This is a genomic window from Salinilacihabitans rarus (assembly GCF_024296665.1).
Taxonomy (GTDB): domain Archaea; phylum Halobacteriota; class Halobacteria; order Halobacteriales; family Natrialbaceae; genus Salinilacihabitans; species Salinilacihabitans rarus.
The window spans coordinates 2,914,172-2,933,525 of the sequence record NZ_CP100762.1 but is presented as its reverse complement, the minus strand read 5'-3'; the positions used below and the strand labels follow the sequence as shown (position 1 = coordinate 2,933,525).

Below are 19,354 nucleotides of genomic sequence, written 5' to 3'. Positions count from 1 at the left end.
CGTCAGCCACCCGCCCGCATCGCCTTCTGTGCGAATCGTTCGACCAGCGGCTCTACGGTCTCCTCGTCGCCCTCGAAGACGACGGTCACCTCGGTGAGCGACAGCGTCGGGCCGATGTCGACGCGCTCGGAGGAGAGCGTCGCCGTCCAGCCGTCGCCCTCGACGGTGGCGTCGTCGACGCGTTCGCCCCCGAGGTTCGTCAGGTAGTGGATCGCGAGGCGCTCGGAGATGCCGCGAAACGACCGCTCGATGCGCGTCATGTCAGCCGCCCGCGACCGGCGGGAACACCGACAGTCGGTCGCCTTCTTCGAGCGACGTCTCCACGCCGGCCATGTGGACGACGTCGCGGCCGTTCTTCAGCACGCTCAACTGCGGCCGGATCTCGCCGTCGGCGAGCAACTGCCCGTCGAGGCCGCCGTACTCCGATTCGAGCGCCGCGAGGACGTCGCCGACGGAGGCGTCGTCGTCGAACTCCCGCGAGAGTTCCTTCCGGCCGACGGCCTCGCGGAAGGTGGCGAAAAACCGCAGGTCGAGTTCCATGCACGAAGGGTCGGCGCGGGAGACCATAAGTCCGGGCGGTCGGCGCCGTCAGGACGCCGCCGAGGCGGTCGCCTCCGAGGTGTACGAGAGCGCGTCGGCGTCGGCGGCCGCGAGCGCCTCGTCGATCGCCGTCGCGCCGGCGACCGCGGCGGCGTCGGCGTCTTCGGCCTCGACGGCGACCGTGACGGCGAACGAGACGGTGATCGTGTACGGGTCGAACGGGGCGGTCGGGTGCTCGTAGACGTCCGCGTCGGCGACCGCCCAGTCCGCGATGCGGTCGGCGGCGGCGAGAGCTTCGAGTTGGGTCGCGAACTCCTCGGTGGCCGCGGCGCGGGCGGTGGTGTCGGTCCCCTCGTGGAGGGTCACGAGCGTCGTTCCCTCGCGGGAGACGGCGTACTCCATGCCGTCCGGTAAGGGGCCGCGAGGATTTGAACGCTGGGGCCGCCCAGTACGGGCTTTTTACCGTCCTACGCGAGGTCGTCGTAGATCCGCGACAGCTGTTCGAGCGAGTGCTCAACCGAGAGCATCGCCCGGCGGCGCCGGCAGAGGTCCGAGAGGCGGTCGTGCTCGTCGAGAGTTCTGGCGACGGCCCACTGGAGGTCGCCGATGCTCCCCCGGCGGTAGCGGTAGCCGGTCTCGCCCTGGATCACCGAGTCGGTGAGCGCCCCCTCGTCGACGGCGACGACGGGGGTGCCACAGGCGGTCGCTTCGAGCGCGACGAGCCCCTGGGTCTCGACGGGGCTGGGGAAGACGAAGACGTCGAGCGCGGAGTAGAACGCGGGGAGTTCCTCGCGGTCGAGGAACCCCAGGAATCGAATCTCGGCGTCGGCTTCGGCGGCCTTCGCTTCGAGGTCCTCCCGGGCGGGGCCGTCGCCGCCGACGACGAGCACGAGGTCGGTGCCGTCGACGGCCTCGATGGCCTCGCCGATGTTCTTCTCCTCGCCGTGGCGGCCGGTGTAGCCGAGTATCGGGCGGTCGTCGGGGAGGTCGTAGCGCTCGCGGAAGCTGGTCGGGTCGACCGGCCGGAAGAAGTCGGTGTCGATGCCGTTGGAGACGACGGTCACCTCGACGTCGGCGTCGACCTCCTCGAGGAGGTGGTCGCGCGCGAACGCCGTCGGCGCCGTGACGTGATCGACGCGCTCGAAGAACGACCGTTCGTACAGCCGGCAGGTGCGCTTGACGCCGTCGAGGACGTTGCCGGAGACGTGCTGGTCGGCGCGGTCGTCGAGCAGGGTGTGATAGGAGGCGACGACGGGGAGGTCGTGCTTGCGGGCGAAGCGGATGCCCGCGAAGCCGATGGTGAAAGGCGTGTGGACGTGAACCAGGTCGGGCGACCCGATGTCCTCGGGGATCGTCGGGAGGCCGAGGCGGTACTGGGGGTACAGCGGCGCGCGCACGCTCGGGATCGGGTACTCGCCGTCCCGGGGCTCGTGGCCGTCCATCTCGGGGTAGACGACGGGCATCGCTCCGCGGAAGCGAGGCCAGCGCTCGCGCCAGAGTTGAACAGTGTACGTGACGCCGTTGACCGTCGGCAGGTAGAGATCGGTGAACGCCGCGACGGTGTCGACTCGCGTCATCGTCGGCCGCTTGGGTATCGAGGGACGAATATATTGTGTAGGGTGAACGAGCGGTCCGGGCTCAGTCGACGACGAACGTGACGCCGTGATCGGACAGCAGCGACCGCATTCGCTCGACGCCGCCCGTCGTGTCCCAGCCCTCTCCGGTGTAGTGTTTGTACGGGTGACGCAACCAGGAGTACTCGCGGTGGGCGAAGACCTCGATCTCGTGGCGCTGCTCGCGGAACAGCGTGACGTGTAGCTGCCACTTCGCGAGCGGCGAGTTTCGCCTGACCCAGCTTCCGGCGGAGAAGTGGCCGTCCTCGTGGACCTTCAGCGAGGCGACCGGTTCGGGGTCGAACTCCATCGCCTCGAGCTCCGAGTGGAACTCCCGCAGTTCGCGGTGGACCGTCCCGACGTACTCGGCGGGGTGCTGGGTGCACTGCGCGAAGCCGCCGAAGGGTTCCTTGATCCGGTGGACGGTCGGGAGGACGCGTCGGCGGAGCCGCGTCGTCAGGTCGAGGTCGTCCCCGGCGGTGTCGGTCTCGTCGCTGGTCGGCACGAGGATAGCTAGCGATGCCGAGAGCAAAGGCTTTGTGGGTTCGCTCGATCGGTGCAACGCCGGCCGAGGCGACCGGAGGGCGCGGTCGATCCCGGCGGCGGAACTGGCGTCGGGGTTACAGGTCCTGCAGTCGGATGCCGTCCTCGACCAGCCGCGCGTTCCGTTCGCGGTCGAGGTGGGCCGCGAGGTCCTCGTGTTCGTACAGTTGGGCGATCAGGTCGGCGTAGAGGGTCCGCCAGGCGATGGCGTAGATCGGCGACTGCCCCCACGCGCGCAACTCCGGCACCAGTTCGTCGTACGTCTCGAGACGGTCCTCGAACCGCTCGACCGCGTCGAGGACGTACCCCGCGGCCTCGGCCTCGTCGTCGGCCTCCTCGATCGCGCGGTTGAGCCGCGTCTCCCACCCCGACACCGCCTGCTGCATGTCCGTCGCCGCGTCGTCGCCGTCCTCGGGGAGGCGTTCGAGCAGCGGTTCCGGCACACCGAGTGACACTCCGTCCATATCCGGAAGTAACGCCGCCGAGGTCAAGAAACCACCCGATCCGGGGAGCGACGGCCGTCGAACCCGGCGGGCCGCCGGCTTCGAGGCGCCGCGCCCGGCGACACCGGCGCGATTCGATATACCGGTATGCCGTTTATCTCCACACCGGCCCGAACTGAGCGGGTCCCGAAACGTCGGCGTCACGGCTTCGCTCGTCCGTCTGTGGCGAGCGCGGCTCTCACCGGGCGAACCGACGCGACGACGACTGTTCGCCGGGCGACGACCGACCGCCGAGAAGCGCCCGGCGAACCGTTTCGCCGCGCCGATTCTGCGCCCGAGGTCGGAGATGCCGCCACGCGAGTCCGGAAGTGAGAGATTACCCGCGCGAACCGAACCGAGGGCGGCGGAAATCGGCCGGTGATAAATTCAACGACTATAATACCGGGATAAATCGACCCCCGGATTTATACTACCACGAAATCACCGTCGGGACGCCCCGGGAGCCGTCATTCTGACACACCACCTACCGCAACTCCCGCGGGCTTCTCTCGACGGCCCGACCCGTCCGGTCGCGTTCTTCCCGCGAGCCGACGGCACGGTCGGACCCCGGCGTACGAACGACGGCCGTGATTCGGCAGTACCCCAACTGGAGGCGACAGCGTACGGCCCCCGCACACGGGCGACTCCGAGAGCGGCCGGTCGCGCGTGCGTTCTCAGCCGACCGAACTGAACCCGCGAAACCGGGCCGCAAGCTACCCCGACGTATCGTCGCGGCGCGTGGAACCCGGTCCGTCGCCCCGCACCCCCGGATTCGAAGCCTCGAAAGCAGTCGATCCGCGCGCCGGGTCCCCTCGCCCCGACCCACGCCGACGTCGCACCTGTCGCCGGTATCCGGGCCCACGCGGCCGCGAGAGTGCCTCTCGGCGGTCCGTCGGCCGATCGGGGCGGGCCTGATAAATCGAATGTTGCGATACGAAACCGGGTGCGACGCGACGAAACCGCGCCCGACGACGGGGCGAGACGGCGCGAACGGTCGGCCCGGGCGGCGCTACTCGAGCAGAGCCGTCGCCCGGTCGACGTCCCGGCGCAGCGCCGCCTCGGGGTCGGCCGGCTCGTCGTGTTCGTAGATCGACCACTCGACGTCGGCGGCGCGGGCGGCGTCGACGCAGGCGTCGAGCGGCACGTCGCCGGTTCCCAGCGCGCAGGGGCGGTCGCCGTCGACGTCCTTCAGGTGGACGAGGTCGACCGCGTCGCCGTGGCGGTCGAGCAACGCGACGGGGTCGCGGCCGGCGGCGACGGCCCAGCCGACGTCGAGTTCGAGGCCCGCGTCGAGGCCGGCCGCGAGGCGGTCGAAGGCGTCCCCGTCGGCGAGGGCCGTGAACTCCTGATCGTGGTTGTGGTAGGCGAGGTCGAGGTCGTAGGCGGCGAGTTCGTCGGCGAGCCGCGAGAGGCGGTCGGCGGCCGCGTCGACCGCGGCCGGCTCCGCGAAGTGCTCGGCGTCGAGCCACGGGACGACGACCGTCTCGCAGCCGATCGCGCGGTACGTTTCGGCGACGCCCGCGAGGTCGGCTTCCGGATCATCGATCAGGACGTGCGCGGCGACCGGGGCGAGGCCGGTGCGGTCGAGCGCGTCGGCGACGGCGTCCGGGTCGTCGACGCCGGCGAACTCGACACCCGAGGCGGGGGTGTCCGCGACGAGGTCGAGCAGGTCGGCGGTCGGGCGGTCGAGGCCGCGAAGCGAGTAGAGTTGTACGGCGACGTCCATGCGCGACCGTCGCCCGGCGGCAGGGAAAAGCTGCGGCGGTATCGGAATTTCGGAAACGGCGCGCGGTCGCTTAAGGGGCTGGAGGGAAAACCGGGAGGGTGTGATCGTCGACGGGCGCGTCCTCCGCGAGGACTTCGTGCCGAGCGAGGTGGTCCACCGCCACGACGAGGTGAGCCACCTCTCGGAGACCATAGAGCCGCTGCTGTACGACGAACGGCCGGAGACGGCGTTCCTGTTCGGGCCGACCGGCGTCGGCAAGACCTGCATCGCCCGCTACACCGTGGGCCGCCTGCGCGAGCAGTTGCCGGCGGTCCGCGTCGCCTACGTCAACTGCTGGCAGGAGTACACCCGGTTTCGCGTGCTCTACCGGTTGCTCGAGGCGACCGACCGGTCGTTCGACGTCCACCGCTCGACGCCGAAGGACGAACTGTTCGAGCGACTCCGGCGGGTCGACGAGGGGCCGATCGTGGCGATCCTCGACGAGGTCGACCAGCTAGAGGAGACGGAGGCGCTGTACGACCTCAACCGGCTGGGCCACGTCTCGCTCGTCTGCATCGCCAACCGCGAGGAGGAACTGTTCGCGAGCTTCGACGACCGGGTGCGCTCGCGCCTGCTCGCGGGGACGCGGGTGCAGTTCGACCGCTACGGCACCGACGAACTCGTGGCCATCCTCGAACGCCGGGCGACCGAGGGGCTCGAACCCGACGTCGTGACCGAGGCCCAGCTGCGAACGATCGCGGACGCGGCGGCCGGCGACGCCCGGGTGGCCATCGGCGTCCTCCGGTCGGCGGCGCGGCTTGCCGACCGCCGCAGCGACGAGCGCATCACCGACGAGGTGCTGGCTGAGGCGGTGCCGAACGCCAGAACCGCGATCCGCCGGAAGACCGTCGAGGGGCTGATCGAACACCAGCGGGTGCTCTACGACGTGATCGCCGAGGCCGGCGAGATCGCCCCCGGCGACCTCTACGACGAGTACGAGCGCCGCGTCGACGACCCGAAGACCAGCCGGACGCTGCGCAACTACCTGACGAAGATGGTCCACTACGACCTGATCGAGGCCGTCGGCGAGAAGCGCGGGCGAACCTACCGGCTGGTCGACGAGGGCGTCCGGTGAGCCCGGTCGGACGGCGGAACGGCTATGGGCGCGCGAACCGTTCGTCGCGACCGTGATCGACAGCCGGACGGCCCGCGACCGAACGCGCGGGCGATGACGGACGTACGAATCGGCGTCGACGTCGGGGGGACGTTCACCGACGTGGCCCTGCACGTCGACGGCTCGCTGACGACGGCGAAGGTACCGACCACCGAGGCCGACCAGAGCGTCGGCGTGCTCGACGGGATCCGGAAGGCCTGCGGCCGCGCCGGGATCGAACCGGCGGGGATCGACTCGTTCGTCCACGCGACGACCGTCTCGGTCAACGCCTTGCTCGAACGCGCCGGCGCGAGGACGGCGCTCGTCACGACCGCCGGCTTCCGGGACGTCCTCGAAATCGCCCGACAGGACCGACCCGCCCTCTACGACCTCGACGCGGAGAAGCCGGCGCCGCTCGTGCCGCGGCGCCGCCGGTTCGCGGTCGACGAGCGGGCGACCGTCGACGGCGTCGAGCGGCCGGTCGACCCCGAGGAGGTCCGGGCGATCGCCGCGGAGATCGAGGCCGTCGACGCCGAGAGCGTCGCGGTCTGCTTCTTACACGCCTACGCCCACCCCGAGAACGAGCGCCGCGCGGCGAGCGTCCTCCGCGAGGAACTGGACGTGCCGGTGTCGGCCTCCCACGAGGTGTTGCCGGAGTTTCGCGAGTACGAGCGGACGGCGACGACGGCCGCCGACGCCTACCTCGCGCCCGCTGTCGAGGGCTACCTCGGCCGACTGACCGAGCGCGCCCGGGAGGTGGACGTCCCGGAGCCGCTGGTGATGCAGGCCAACGGCGGCGTCGCGACCGCCGACGCCGTCCGCGAGCGCGCCGTGGCGACGGCGCTGTCCGGCCCCGCCGCGGGCGTCGTCGGCGCCGCGGCGACCGCCGGCGAGGGCGAGGGCGAGGGCGAGGCGGCCGCCGACGCCGTCAGCTTCGACATGGGTGGCACCTCGACCGACGTGAGCCTCGTCCGCGACGGCGCGGCCGAGCGGACGACCGACGTCGAAATCGGCGCCGTCCCGATCCGGACGCCGACGGTCGACGTCGCCACCGTCGGCGCCGGCGGCGGTTCGATCGCCTGGACCGACGCCGGCGGGGCGCTGCGCGTCGGCCCCGAGTCCGCCGGCGCCGACCCCGGCCCGGCCTGCTACGGCCGCGGCGGCGAGCGGCCGACGGTCACCGACGCGGACGTCGTCCTCGGGTACGTCGGGCCGGAGACCGCCCTCGGCGGCGAGTTGAGGATCGACCCGGCGGCCGCGCGGGCCGCGCTGGAACGGCTGGCCGAGGAAGCCGGCCTCGACGGCGCCGCCGAGGCCGCCCGCGGCGCGTTCCGCGTCGCGAACGCGACGATGACCCGGGCGATCCGGTCGGTGACGGTCGAGCGCGGCCGCGACCCCCGGGAGTTCGACCTCGTCGCGTTCGGCGGCGCCGGCCCGATGCACGCCGCCGCGCTCGCCGCCCGCCTCGATATCGAGCGGGTGATCGTCCCCGCGCCGGCTGGCGTCCTCTCGGCGTACGGGCTGCTGGCGGCCGACGAGACCCACGACGCCCTCCGGACGGTCGGGACGACGCTCGCCGAGGCCGACCCGGAGGCCGTCGAGTCGGTCTACGACGACCTCGCGGAGACGGCGCTGGCCGACGCCACGGAGCCCGACGCCGCGCGCGTCGAACTGGCGGCCGACTGCCGGTACGAGGGCCAGAGCTTCGAGTTGACCGTGCCCGTCGACGGCTTCGACCCCGAGGCGGTCGCACGCCGGTTCCGCGCGCGCCACGAGCGGGCCTACGGCTACGCGCTCGACGCGCCGGTCGAGGTCGTCACCCTGCGCGCGACCGCGACGATCGACCGCGCCGCGCCCGAGATCCGCCGCGAGGGCGCGGGCGACGCCCGCCGCGGCGAGCGCGAGGCGCGGTTCCCCGGCGCGGGGGCCGTCGAGACCGCGATGTACGACGGTGCCGCGCTCGCGCCCGGGACGTCGGTGGCGGGCCCGGCGGTCGTCGAGCGAGCCGAGAGCACCACCGTCGTCCCGCCCGACTGGGGGGCGAGCGTGCGACGGGACGGCGCGCTCGTGCTCGACCGCGAGCGGGACGGGACGGACGCGGCCGACGGAGGTGGGCCGCGGTGAGCGACGCGCTCGACCCGGTCACGCTGGAAGTCTTCCGCAACCAACTGGAGAGCGCGGCCGAGGAGATGGGGCAGGTGCTGATCCGCGGGGCCTACTCCCCGAACGTCAAGGAGCGGCGGGACTGCTCGACGGCGCTGTTCGGCCGCGAGGGCCGGATGGTCGCCCAGGCCGAGCACATCCCGGTCCACCTCGGGGCGATGCCGGAGGCCGTCGACGCCGTCGTCGAGCGCGACCCCCGCCCCGGCGACGCGTTCGCGCTCAACGACCCGTTCGCCGGCGGGACGCACCTCCCGGACGTGACGATCGTCTCGCCGCTGGCCCCCCGGGGCGAGATCCTCGGCTACGCGGTCTCGCGGGCCCACCACGCCGACGTCGGCGGGTCGACCCCCGGGAGCATGCCGGCCGGCGCCCGTGAGATCCACCAGGAGGGGCTGCGGATCCCGCCGATCAGGCTCGTCCGCGAGGGCGAGCGCGACGAGGACCTGTTCTCGCTGCTGCTGGCGAACGTGCGCGGCCCCGAGGAGCGGCGCGCGGACCTCCGGGCGCAACTGGCGGCCAACGAGCGCGCCGAGCGCCGCCTCGACGAACTGCTCGACGAACACGGCGCGTCCCGGGTGCGCGAGGGGTTCGACGCCGTGATCGACTACTCCCGCGAGCGGATCGAGGGGGAGATCGACGCCCTCCCGGACGGCGTCTACGAGGCGACTGACGTCCTCGAAGGCGACGGGGTCACCGACGAGGACGTCGAGGTGCACGCGACCGCGACGGTCGACGGGAGCGAAATCGAGGTCGACTTCGCGGGCACCGCCGCGCAGGTCGACGGGAACCTCAACGCGCCGCCGTCGGTCGCGCGGAGCGCGGTCTACTTCGTCGTCCGCTGTCTGACCGACCCCGAGATCCCGCCGAACGCGGGCTGTTACGAGCCGGTGACGGTCTCGGCGCCGGAGGGGTGCCTGCTGAACCCGCGGCCGCCCGCGGCGGTCGTCGGCGGCAACGTCGAGACCAGCCAGCGGGTGACCGACGTCGTCTTCCTCGCGCTGGCGGGGGCCGCCCCCGAACGGGTCCCGGCGCAGGGTCAGGGGACGATGAACAACCTCACGATCGGCGCCCGCGACGGCTCGTTCACCTACTACGAGACCGTCGGCGGCGGCGCCGGCGGCCGCGCCGGCGGCGACGGAGCCGACGGCGTACAGGTCGGGATGACCAACACGCTCAACACGCCGGTCGAGGCGCTCGAATCCGCGTACCCGCTGTGCGTCGAGCGCTACGCCCTGCGCCCGGACAGCGGCGGGGCCGGCGCCCACCGCGGCGGCCTCGGCCTCGAACGGCGCGTCCGGGTCGAGGCCGAGGCGACGGTCTCGCTGCTCACCGAACGCCGCCGGCACCCGCCGCGGGGCGTCGACGGCGGCGAACCGGGCGCCCGCGGCGAGAACCTGATCGACGGCGAGGTCGTGGCGCCGAAGACGACCGTCGACGTCGCCCCCGGCACCGTGGTCGCGGTCCGCACGCCCGGCGGCGGCGGCCACGGCGACCCGGACGCGCGCGACCCCGACCTGCGCGAGCGCGACCGCCGAGACGGGAAGGTGACCGACGACCGGTGACCGGAGACCGCCGGTCCGCGGCGGCCACGGCGCCGGAAACGAGTGAGACGCCCCCACGGTGAGCACTACATTTACACGTACTCGCGGCCTCTTGTGACGACAGTTCCACGATGACCGCCAGGCCGCCGCGGGAAGCCGAGCTACGCACCCGGATTCGCCAGCAGGAGGTCGTGGCCGACCTCGGCCAGCGGGCGCTCGAAGCCGGGTCCCTCGACCGACTGCTGGCGGAGGCGACCGCCGTCGCGGAGACGCTCGACTGCGAGTACGCGAAGGCGCTCGAACTCCGACCGGACGGCGAGACGCTGGTGTTGCGGACGGGGATCGGGCTGGCGCTCTGTCGGCGAATCGTCGAGCGCCACGGCGGCGAGATTCGCGTAGCGTCCGACCCCGGCGAGGGGTCGACGTTCCCGGTCGCGCTCCCGGCGGCGGCGGAGGTGCGCCGATGACCGACGAGAACGACGCGCCCGACGCGGGCGATGACGGCGAGCCGATCGATATCCTCCTCGTCGAGGACAACCCCGGCGACGTTCGACTCACGCGGGAGGCGTTCAAGGAGGGGCGGATCGAGAACAACCTCCACGTCGCGACCGACGGGGTCGAGGCGCTCTCGTTCGTCCGGCAGGAGGGCGAGTACGCGGACGCCCCCCGGCCGGACCTCGTCCTCCTCGACCTGAACCTGCCGCGCAAGAACGGGGACGAGGTGCTCGCGGAACTCAAAAGCGACGACGACCTCAAGTGCATCCCGGTCGTCGTCCTGACCAGTTCCAAAGCGGAGGAGGACATCGTGAAGTCGTACGAACACCACGCCAACGCCTACCTCACGAAGCCGATCGACCCGGAGGCGTTCATCGACACGATCCGGTCTTTCGAGACCTTCTGGTTCAGCGTCGTGCGCCTCCCGCCGAACGGGGATCCGCAATGACCGACGCGAACGACGACGACGAACTCGACGTCCTCCTCGTCGAGGACAACCCCGGCGACGCCCGCCTCATCGAGGAGATGCTGAGCGACGTCCGCGAACTCCCCCGGCGGATCGATCCGGAGCGGTCGACGGCGGGTCGTCCCCGAATCCACCGCGAGAACCGTCTGGCCGACGGCCTCGAGTACCTCGAGGAGCACGACCCGGACGTCGTCCTGCTCGACCTGAACCTGCCCGACAGCGACGGCCTCGAGACGCTGGAGGCCGTCGAGAGCGCGGACGAGGAGGCGCCGATCGTCGTCCTCACGGGCCTGCGCGACCAGCGGACCGGGATCGAGGCGATCGGACGGGGCGCCGAGGACTACCTCGTCAAAGACGAGGTGACGAGCGCGCTGCTCGTGCGCTCGATCCAGCACGCGATCGAGCGCAAGCAACAGGAACTCGAGCGCGCCCGCAGGCGCCGCCAGCTAGAGGCGCTCAACCGGCTCAACCGGATCGGACAGGACGTCACCCACGCCGTCATCCGGATGTCGACGCGGGAGGAGCTCGAACAGGTGGTCTGTGACCGCCTCGCGGAGTCGGACGCCTACCGGTTCGCCTGGATCGGCGAGGTGGCGCCCGGCCGACAGCAGGTGACGCCGACGGTCTCGGCCGGCGTCGAGGAGGGGTACCTCGACGAGATCACGGTCACGGTCGACAATAGCCCGACCGCACGCGGCCCCGCCGGGGAGGCGGTCCGCACGAAGGAACTGCAGGTCGTCCGCGACATCGAGACGGACCCGTCGTTCGAACCGTGGCGCGAGGACGCCCGAGAGCGGGGCTACCGGTCGTCGGCGGCGATCCCGATCGTCTACGGGGAGTTGCTCCACGGCGTGCTCAACGTCTACGCGGGCACGCCCGACGCGTTCTCCGAGACCGAAGTCGAGGTCCTCGCCCGACTGGGGGAGATCGTCGGCCACGCGATCACCGCGCTCGAACGCAAGGACGCGCTGCTGACGGACGCGGCGCTCGAACTCGAGTTCCGGGTCGGGGGCGTCGCGGAGCCGCTCGTCGACCTCTCGGCGGCCGAGGAGGGGTGCCTGCGGTTCGAGCGGCTGATCCGCAGCGGCGAGGACACGCTGATCTACGGCTCGGCGACGGACGTCCCGCGGGAGCCGTTCGCGGAGGCCGTCGAGCGAACCGACTTCCTCGAGGAGATGCGCGCGCTCACGCAGGGGCGGACCGACTACGAGTTCGAACTGATCGCCTCGCGGGAGGTGCCGCTGTTCGAGACGGTCGCGACCCACGGCGGCCGGGTGCAGTCGGCGACCGTCGACGACGGCGAGTTCCGGGTCGTGGTCGAACTCCCCCAGCGCAGCGACACGGGCCAGTTCATCGAGACGGTCGAGAGCGCGTTCGCGGGCGTCGAGTACGTCGCCCAGCGGACGATCCAGCGCGACGAGAACCGGCTCCCGGAGTACGCGACCCTCGAACGGAAGCTCACGGAGAAACAACACGCCGCCCTCGAGACGGCCGTCGCGGCGGGGTACTTCGAGTGGCCGCGGACGACGAGCGGCAAGGAGGTCGCCGAGCGACTGGACATCTCGCCGGCGACGTTCACCCAGCACCTCCGGGCGGCCGAGCGGAAGTTCTTCGAGGAGGTCTTCGGCGAGGCCGAGGAGAGCGAACGCTCGGAGTAAGGGGAAAAGAGGGAGGCCCGGATGCTCAGGCGCCGCGGGGCTGGGCCGGCGCCCGGGCGGTGTCGTCGACCGCGCGGCCCGCGTAGGCGACGAACGCCATCGAGAGGCCGGTCACGAACAGGCTCACGCCGACGAGCAGGCCGATCGCCCACACGGCGTCGGCGGGGAAGCCGATCCAGAGCATCGCCGCCAGGACGAGCGAGATCGCGCCGCTGGCGGCGATGCCGACGCGGCCGGACTCGCCGGCCATCCGGGCCGACATCCAGAGTTCCGCCGCGCCGTCGACGATCAGGTAGGCGACGAGCAGGAGCGTCAGGCTCGCGAGGCCGAGGATCGGGTTCGCGAGCAAGACGACGGCGGCAATGGCGGTGATCGCCGCGAGCGCGAGTTGCCACAGCCTGCCGCGCCAGCCGCGGGCGGTGAACGCGTGGGCCGCGTGGACGACCGCCGAGACGAGAAATACCGCGGCGAGTCCGATCGCGACCGAGATGCTCGAGACGAACGGGAACGCCATCGCGGCGATGCCGAGGAGGGCGACGATACCGCCGGCGAGCGCGAGGGTGCGCCAGCCGGTCCGGAGTGAGTAGCCGGGGGAGTCGGCGTCGGGAGTAACTGTGCTCATTGTAACCACACTAGTCGTACGACGTGTGAGATGATAAAACAGATAGCTCGGTTGACAGTAAGTCGGGCAAACGGACCAGTCCGAAACCGGGACGAACGGGGGCGAGGGCGGTCGACGAGGGGAGACGGGACCCGACGGCGGCGAGGCGGGGAAACCGTTACCCGTCGCGGCGGAGACGGCGTGGACGTGAGCGACGAGCGCCGCGACCACGAGGGACGACGGATCGAGTGCGAGGCCTGTGGCGCATCCGTCCCCGCGCCCGTCTACCGCGAGCACCTGCTGAAGGCGTGTCCGGGCGAGCGGGAGTAGTTACGTCTCCTCGACGTGGCGGATCTCGCAGGCGACGCCGCGGGTGCTCTCGACCATCTCGCGGCCGAACATCTCGGCGCGGCCGACGCCGAACGCCTTCGGCCCCTCGACGACCACCTCGTCGCCGACCCGGATCTCCTCGTCGGCGTCGACGACCCCCGGCGCGAGGACGCTGCCGTGCGGGACGAAGCCGTCGATCTCGACGCGCTTGACCGGGGCGTCGCTCTCGACCCAGCGCTCGGCCCCCTCCAGCGTGAACGAGAGGGTGCCGTACTGCGGGACCATCGTCGCGAGCTGGGTCTCGTCGGCGTCGCGGACCTGCAGGCGGGGATAGCGACTCGTCGTCCGGACGTCGTCGAAGAGGGCGTCGCCCGCGCCGTCGCCGAGCAGGTAGTCCGCGATCGCGCGGACGGTGTTGTGCTCGCGCTCGCGCTTCGAGTACTTGAGTTCGCCCGACAGCGCCGCCGAGAGGTTCGATAGCGAGTCGTCGTCCGTGGGGTGGCCGCCCTCGGGGACGGTGTACTCGACGTCGAGGTCGAGTTCCGCCTCGACCCGTTCGACGACGTCGCGGTAGCCCTCGTCGGGGACGTGCGCGACGATCCGCGGGTACTCGTTGCGTTCGAGGTAGCGCCGGAGGGCCTCGCTTACGAACCGCTTCTCGTCTTCCGACCACCGACCCGTGACGACGGTGTCGTAGTGCTGGGCGGGGTAGGTCGTCTCGAGTTCCTGCGGGACGACGCCGATGGGACTCGTGATCGAGACGAGGTGGGCGCGCCACTGGATCGCGCGGTGGAACTGCTCGTGGCTCTGGGACTCGCTGTAGGGTTTCCGCGCCGAGCACGGGACGAGCACGAGCGGGTTCGCAAAGCGGTTGCGGTAGCGCGTCGTCACCCGGTCGGCAAAGCGCTGGATCTCCACCCGCCGGAGGGCGTCCTCGGTGGCGGCGTCGAGGGCGGCGTCGCGGAGGATCGGCGTGCGCTCTTCGAGGTAGGACCACTGCGAGTCGAGTTCGCGCATCGCGGCCGTGAGCCACTGCTCGTGGCGGGCCTGCCCCTCGACGTAGTCGCGCAGGCGGCCGTCGCGGATCCGGCGGCGGACGACCGCGAGTTCGGCCGCGAGCGCGTTGCGGTTGTGTTCGACGCAGTCCTCGCGGGAGAAGTCCTCGCGCGGACCCCGGCAGGCCGGACACGAGCAGGGGAGTTCGTCGAGGTCCTCGAGGAAGTACTCGCCCTCGGTCGTGAGGTACTTGCCCTGCGTCCCTTTGACGACCGCCCGCGTCGCGTCGACGGCGTCGACGCCGGCGTACGCGAGGACGGCGACGTTCCGCGGGGTCGCGACGCCCGAGCAGACGAGCGCGGTGTCGGCGGGAATCGCCTCGCGGACCCGGACGACGGCCTCGACGAGCGCCTCGCCGTGGCCGACGATCGACTGGACGTCGGAGACGACGTAGGCGTCCGTTCCGTGATCCGCGGGCGACTCGCTGGAAATCACGGCCGCGCTCGGGTAGTCGACGTCGGGGTGGTCGACGGCGAACGACTCGCGGACCTCGGCGGCGGTGCCGCCGGGGAACCCGCGGTGGGGGAGGACCGTGAGCCGCGACTCGTCGCCGTCGGGTACCTCGCGGTCGGCCGACCAGAGGCTGCCGGCGTCGACGAGGACGTCGTCGACGAGCGCCGGGGTCGAGAGCGGCGACTCGAGGCGGAGTTCGCCCAGTCGCGCGGCCCCGTCGCGCTCGTGGATCTCGAAGTAGTCGGTCATACCCGAACTGGGTGGCGGAGCGTGAAAGAGGCTATCGATAGCCGGCGAGTCACGCCCGTCCGAGGAACGTCGCCGTCGCCGAGGTGTGCCCGCGGTTGAACGAGAGGACCTTCGCGCGGATCGCGTCCGCCCGTTCGAGGTCGTCGGGAACGTCCTCGACGAAGACGACGAACCCCTCGACCTTGCAGACGGCGTGGCGCTCGCCGGAGTGGTGCCGGGAGAAGTCGACGACCCCCGCCTCGAACTCGTCGCCGATCTCGACCGGCGGGTCACGCGCCTGCGCCTCGCGGTGGCGGCGCGCGGACGCGCGCTCGTCGGCCGACGGCCGGCCGCGGAGCCGCCGGAGCGCCCACGCGACCGCGACGACGCCGACGACGAGGCCGATCGCGAGCGATCCCGTTCCGATCATACGGTACCGACGCCGCCGGCGGAACTTCGCCCTTCCGGTACGGCGGCTACACGCGGTCGACGGTGAGGTCGATCAGGGCGACCGAGTCGGGGACGAGCGCGAGCGCGGCCTCGTGCCAGCCGCGGTGGCCGAGTGCGAACTCGCTCCCGGGGTTCGCCTCGACGAGGCGGGCGACCCCCTCCGCGGCGGCTTCGACCGCCGCGCGGTCGGTCCGGTCGGGCACCTCCGCCGTCAGCGGGTAGGTCTTCGAGAGCGCCCGCGGGAAGGGGCCAAACGGCGGGACGACCCGCCACGACGCGTCGTACTCGTCGCCGCTCGACGGCTCGCCCTCGGTGAGAAAAACCGAGTCGGGGACCGAAAGGCGCTCTATGCGCTCGCGGTGGCGCAGCACCTCGGGCCGGCGGGCGCTCTCGTGGGAGACGTAGAAGAACGCGCCCTTCGAGACGGGGTCGGTGCGTTCGAGTTGGGCGGCGTGATCGAGCAGCGCGCGGTAGCCGTCGAGCATCGTCGGGTGGGCGCGGGCGCGGGCCTCGACGAGTTCCAGCAGGTTGCCGGCGCGGATCGCCTGCTTGATCCGGCGGATCTCGGCGAAGGTGACGTGGAGGTTGTGCGCGGCGAGTTCCGCCTCTCGCGGCTCGTCCGGGAGGGCGCGGAGGTCGTCCGGGGCGTACTCGGTGCAGACGGGACACGAGCAGGGGAGGTACTCGAGGTCGTCGAGGTGGCGGGTGCCGCGGACGGTGAGGTACCGGTCGTCGCGGGCGTACAGCGCGTAGGCCGCCGAGTCGAAGAGGTCACAGCCCGCGGCGACCGCGAGCGCGAACATCATGGGGTGGCCGGCGCCGAAGAGGTGGACGGGCGCGTCGGCGCCGAGGCCGCGCTTGGCGGCGGCGACGACGTCGACCACGTCGTCGTAGCGGTAGTCGTTCATCAGCGGGACGACCGCACCGATCGGGAAGACGTCGAGGTCGGTCGCGTCGGCGTGACGGGCCGCCGCCTCGCGCAGGTCGGGGTAGGTCGAGCCCTGGACGGGCGCGCTGACGAGCATGTCGCCCGTCTCGACCGCGTCGGCGACTTCGAGGCGCTCGTTGGTGGTCTCGAGTTCGGCTTCGGCGCGCTCGCGGGGGACGTCCGGCGGCGTCGGGATGTCGACGGGCGTGCCGATGTCCGAGCCGATCTCGCGCTGGAAGGCGAGGATCTCCTCGGTGGTGACGTCGATCTCGCCGTACTCGGCGAGCTGGAACGAGCCGGAGTCGGTCATGATCGCGCCGGGGAAGTCGAGCACCTCGTGGAGGCCATCCTCGCGGGCCCGCTCCCGGAGGTCGTCGGTGCCGTGGACGATGTAGGAGTTGGTGATGAGAATCTCGGCGCCGAACTCGTCGGCGAGCCGACGTGGCGGGATCGTCCGCAAATTCGGGTTAATCACGGGCAGGAGCGCGGGCGTCTCGACGGTGACGTCCGCGCGCGGCACGTACAGCTCGCCGATCCGCCCGCCGGCGTCGGTCTCCCGGAGTTCGAAGTGCTCGCGCATCGAGCGACTGTTCGCGAGCGTGCCGGTAAACGTTCCGTTCCCGGGGTCGAGCCCCCGCGGGGTGTGGCGTCGGGTGGCGGACGACGGTCTCCGGGTCGGACATGTGAAGCGACGATTAGCGACCGTTACGTGGACCTAACAGTCCTTTGGACCGAGACAACGACGTAACAGTCGCCTCGTTTTAGCCCGCGCTTACGCGTTAGGCTCGTTCGTATGGCATCACGAACGCAGGCAATCGGCGTCACACTCGTCGCCCTGCTGGTCGCCCTCTCGGGCGGGCCCGCTCTCGCGGGAGCCGCGGGCGCAGGGACGACGGCGACCGACGAGGGCGACGCTGGAGACGTGAGCGCAACGATCGAGAACCTCCAGGTGGAGACACTCGAACTCGAGAACATCACGGTCGAGAACGCCACCATCGAGGAGCTAAACGTCGAACAGCTCGACGTGCAAAACGGCGAGGAACTCGAGGGGCAACTCAACGAGACCGAAGACGAGGGCGAGGACAACGCCACCCAGGAGGACAACGCCACCCAGGCGGTGACCATCTCCGACATCGAGATAGAGCGACTCGAACTCGAGAACGTCTCGATCGAGGACCTCCGGATCGAGGAAGGCGAAGTCGACGACGAGGCGATGGACGACGCGGCGATGGACGACGAGGACAACGAAACCGCCGACAACGAAACCGAGGACAACGAAACCGACGAGGCGATGGACGGCGAGGACAACGAGACCGACGAGGCGGCCGCCATCTCCGTCCAGGAGGACAACGAAACCGAGGACAACGAGACGGCCGGCACGCAGGACCTGATCGACGAGGACGCCGACCAGCTCACCGTCCAGCAGATGACCATCGAGCGGATGGACGTCCAGCAGATGACCATCGAGCAGTTGACCGTCGAGGAGAGCGACGACGGCATCCTCTCGGGGATCGGCGACTTCTTCGAGGGACTGCTCGGCGGTGACGACGAGGAAGAGGAGGACGGCAACGAGACTGCCGACAACGAAACTGCCGACAACGAAACTGCCGACAACGAGACCGCCGACAACGAAACTGCCGACAACGAGACCGCGCAGGACGGCGAGATGACGACGCAGGAGATCGACGAACTCACCGTCGAGCAGTTCGGCGTCCAGGAGGTCACGTTCGAGTCGATGACGATCGAGTCGCTCCAGAGCGCCGAGGAGGCGGACGACGCGGGCAACGAGACCGCCGACAACGAGACGATGGACGGCGAGGACAACGAGACGATGGACGGCGAGGACAACGAGACGATGGACGGCGAGGACAACGAGACGATGGACGGCGAGGACAACGAGACGATGGACAACGAGACGATGGACGACGAGACCGGCACCACCGAGACCGTCACGTCCGCGGCCGCCAGCCAGATGACGGTCGAGGACTCCACGGCGCAGACGATCACCGTCGGCGACGCCGAGGGGCTCCAGGAGCAACTCCAGGACGGCGGCAACGAGACTGCCGAGAACGAAACCGCCGAGAACGAAACCGCCGAGAACGAGACAGCCGAGAACGAGACCGCAGACAACGAAACCGACGAGGCAGCCGACAACGAGAGCGCGTAACCGACGCGACGCGGGCGAGACGTTGCGGATCGCTTTCGCCCGACTCCCGTTTTAGGCGCCGTCGTCGAACAGCCGGTAGTACGAGACCGCGAGCACGGTCCGGCCGTCCCGGACCGCGCCGTCGCGGACCGCCGCGAGGAGGTCCTCGAACGGCGTCGGCCGGACGCGGATGCTCTCGTTGAAGTCGAGCCGTTGCTCCGCGGTCGGCCGACAGTCGGCGGCGACGAAGACGTGCAAGAGCGCGTCGGCGATGCCGTTGGCCGGTTCGACGGTCACCAGCGAGTCGAGCGACCCGGCCTCGTAGCCCGTCTCCTCGGCGAGTTCCCGGCGGGCGGCCGCCGTCAGGTCGCCGTCGTCGGGTTCGACGCCGCCGGCGGGGAGCCCGTAGCTGACGCGGTCGACGGCCTGGCGCCACTCCTCGATGCAGACGACGTCGCCGTCGGGCGTCAACGGGAGGATGCAGACGCTCGGTGGCTCGGAGAGGTAATCGAAGTCGGTTTCGCTCCCGTCGGGGAGTCGAACGCGTTCGTTAACCACGTCGAAACCCGGACAGGTGTACGCTACTCGCCGGTCGAGGGTCTCCCAGGCGAGCGGATCGCTCGACATGGCCGCTGCTACGACCGGTGCGTTCAAAAGCGCCGCGACGCGCCCGCGAGGGGCCGGCGCGACCGATCGGTCGGAACGTCGATGCTTACCGACCATACGTCGGCCGTTCCGATCGCCCGACGGCACGTACCAGCCCTATAACAAAGCCACAAATCGGTGAAGGTCGCCACTCAGAG

20 protein-coding genes are annotated in these 19,354 nt (G+C 71.1%); 8 read left to right on the top strand and 12 right to left on the bottom strand.

Annotated elements, in window-relative coordinates:
• Positions 1-2: 2 nt before the first annotated feature.
• The 7 genes from NKG98_RS15425 to NKG98_RS15395 all read right to left on the bottom strand — a co-directional run bounded on the left by NKG98_RS15425 (position 3) and on the right by NKG98_RS15395 (position 4,904).
• Positions 3-260, bottom strand: a complete 258-nt coding sequence (locus tag NKG98_RS15425; protein ID WP_254766920.1) for a MoaD-like domain-containing protein — start codon at positions 258-260, stop codon at positions 3-5.
• Between the two features lies 1 nt (position 261).
• Entirely contained in the window at positions 262-540 is a 279-nt protein-coding gene (locus NKG98_RS15420; RefSeq protein WP_254766918.1) for a ubiquitin-like small modifier protein 1, read from the bottom strand.
• A 48-nt stretch (positions 541-588) separates the two neighbouring features.
• Positions 589-942 carry a hypothetical protein gene (locus NKG98_RS15415; RefSeq protein WP_254766916.1) on the bottom strand — a complete coding sequence of 118 codons (354 nt, stop codon included), beginning with the start codon at positions 940-942 and terminating at the stop codon, positions 589-591.
• Between the two features lie 65 nt (positions 943-1,007).
• On the bottom strand, positions 1,008-2,117 hold the full coding sequence (locus tag NKG98_RS15410; RefSeq protein ID WP_254766914.1) for a glycosyltransferase: 1,110 nt from the start codon (positions 2,115-2,117) through the stop codon (positions 1,008-1,010).
• A gap of 61 nt (positions 2,118-2,178) precedes the next feature.
• Positions 2,179-2,658 carry a hypothetical protein gene (locus tag NKG98_RS15405; RefSeq protein ID WP_254766912.1) on the bottom strand — a complete coding sequence of 160 codons (480 nt, stop codon included), beginning with the start codon at positions 2,656-2,658 and terminating at the stop codon, positions 2,179-2,181.
• 115 nt (positions 2,659-2,773) lie between these two features.
• Positions 2,774-3,160 carry a DUF7971 family protein gene (locus NKG98_RS15400; protein ID WP_254766910.1) on the bottom strand — a complete coding sequence of 129 codons (387 nt, stop codon included), beginning with the start codon at positions 3,158-3,160 and terminating at the stop codon, positions 2,774-2,776.
• Between the two features lie 1,027 nt (positions 3,161-4,187).
• The gene (locus NKG98_RS15395) at positions 4,188-4,904 is read right to left on the bottom strand and encodes a sugar phosphate isomerase/epimerase family protein (protein WP_254766908.1); all 717 of its coding nucleotides are present in this window, start codon (positions 4,902-4,904) and stop codon (positions 4,188-4,190) included.
• Between the two features lie 100 nt (positions 4,905-5,004).
• Here NKG98_RS15395 and NKG98_RS15390 point away from each other — a divergent pair, with 100 nt between their 5' ends.
• From NKG98_RS15390 to NKG98_RS15365, 6 genes are all read left to right on the top strand, one after another.
• A complete protein-coding gene (locus NKG98_RS15390; RefSeq protein WP_254766906.1) occupies positions 5,005-6,018 on the top strand; it encodes a Cdc6/Cdc18 family protein in 1,014 nt (337 codons plus the stop codon).
• 93 nt (positions 6,019-6,111) lie between these two features.
• Positions 6,112-8,160: a hydantoinase/oxoprolinase family protein gene (locus NKG98_RS15385; RefSeq protein WP_254766904.1), complete on the top strand. Its 2,049-nt coding sequence runs from the start codon at positions 6,112-6,114 to the stop codon at positions 8,158-8,160.
• Positions 8,157-9,761: a hydantoinase B/oxoprolinase family protein gene (locus tag NKG98_RS15380; protein ID WP_254766902.1), complete on the top strand. Its 1,605-nt coding sequence runs from the start codon at positions 8,157-8,159 to the stop codon at positions 9,759-9,761. Before NKG98_RS15385 ends, NKG98_RS15380 begins: the two co-directional genes overlap by 4 nt.
• 110 nt (positions 9,762-9,871) lie before the next feature.
• Complete coding sequence (locus NKG98_RS19060; protein WP_304612842.1) at positions 9,872-10,207, top strand: ATP-binding protein; 336 nt, start codon at positions 9,872-9,874, stop codon at positions 10,205-10,207.
• Positions 10,204-10,683, top strand: a complete 480-nt coding sequence (locus tag NKG98_RS15370) for a response regulator (RefSeq protein WP_254766900.1) — start codon at positions 10,204-10,206, stop codon at positions 10,681-10,683. Before NKG98_RS19060 ends, NKG98_RS15370 begins: the two co-directional genes overlap by 4 nt.
• Positions 10,680-12,359, top strand: a complete 1,680-nt coding sequence (locus NKG98_RS15365) for a bacterio-opsin activator domain-containing protein (protein ID WP_254766898.1) — start codon at positions 10,680-10,682, stop codon at positions 12,357-12,359. Before NKG98_RS15370 ends, NKG98_RS15365 begins: the two co-directional genes overlap by 4 nt.
• Positions 12,360-12,384: 25 nt before the next feature.
• Here the strand turns inward: NKG98_RS15365 and NKG98_RS15360 are convergent, their stop codons facing one another.
• Complete coding sequence (locus NKG98_RS15360) at positions 12,385-12,981, bottom strand: HdeD family acid-resistance protein (protein WP_254766896.1); 597 nt, start codon at positions 12,979-12,981, stop codon at positions 12,385-12,387.
• A 186-nt stretch (positions 12,982-13,167) separates the two neighbouring features.
• Between NKG98_RS15360 and NKG98_RS19025 the strand changes: the two genes are divergently transcribed.
• Positions 13,168-13,290, top strand: coding sequence for a hypothetical protein (locus NKG98_RS19025; RefSeq protein ID WP_256558427.1), 123 nt, complete (start codon positions 13,168-13,170; stop codon positions 13,288-13,290).
• Here NKG98_RS19025 and arcS read toward each other — a convergent pair whose 3' ends face one another.
• The 3 genes from arcS to tgtA are packed head-to-tail and all read right to left on the bottom strand — an operon-like array spanning position 13,291 to position 16,985.
• Positions 13,291-15,048, bottom strand: coding sequence for an archaeosine synthase subunit alpha (gene arcS / locus NKG98_RS15355; protein WP_254766894.1), 1,758 nt, complete (start codon positions 15,046-15,048; stop codon positions 13,291-13,293).
• Between the two features lie 49 nt (positions 15,049-15,097).
• Positions 15,098-15,457: a TRAM domain-containing protein gene (locus NKG98_RS15350; RefSeq protein ID WP_254766892.1), complete on the bottom strand. Its 360-nt coding sequence runs from the start codon at positions 15,455-15,457 to the stop codon at positions 15,098-15,100.
• 46 nt (positions 15,458-15,503) lie between these two features.
• Positions 15,504-16,985, bottom strand: coding sequence for a tRNA guanosine(15) transglycosylase TgtA (tgtA, locus tag NKG98_RS15345; RefSeq protein WP_254766890.1), 1,482 nt, complete (start codon positions 16,983-16,985; stop codon positions 15,504-15,506).
• A gap of 213 nt (positions 16,986-17,198) precedes the next feature.
• On the opposite strand from tgtA, the gene NKG98_RS15340 reads away from it, so the two are divergent.
• Positions 17,199-18,572, top strand: a complete 1,374-nt coding sequence (locus tag NKG98_RS15340) for a midas domain-containing protein (RefSeq protein WP_254766888.1) — start codon at positions 17,199-17,201, stop codon at positions 18,570-18,572.
• Between the two features lie 51 nt (positions 18,573-18,623).
• Here NKG98_RS15340 and NKG98_RS15335 read toward each other — a convergent pair whose 3' ends face one another.
• The gene (locus NKG98_RS15335; protein WP_254766886.1) at positions 18,624-19,178 is read right to left on the bottom strand and encodes an NUDIX hydrolase; all 555 of its coding nucleotides are present in this window, start codon (positions 19,176-19,178) and stop codon (positions 18,624-18,626) included.
• Between the last annotated feature and the right edge of the window lie 176 nt (positions 19,179-19,354).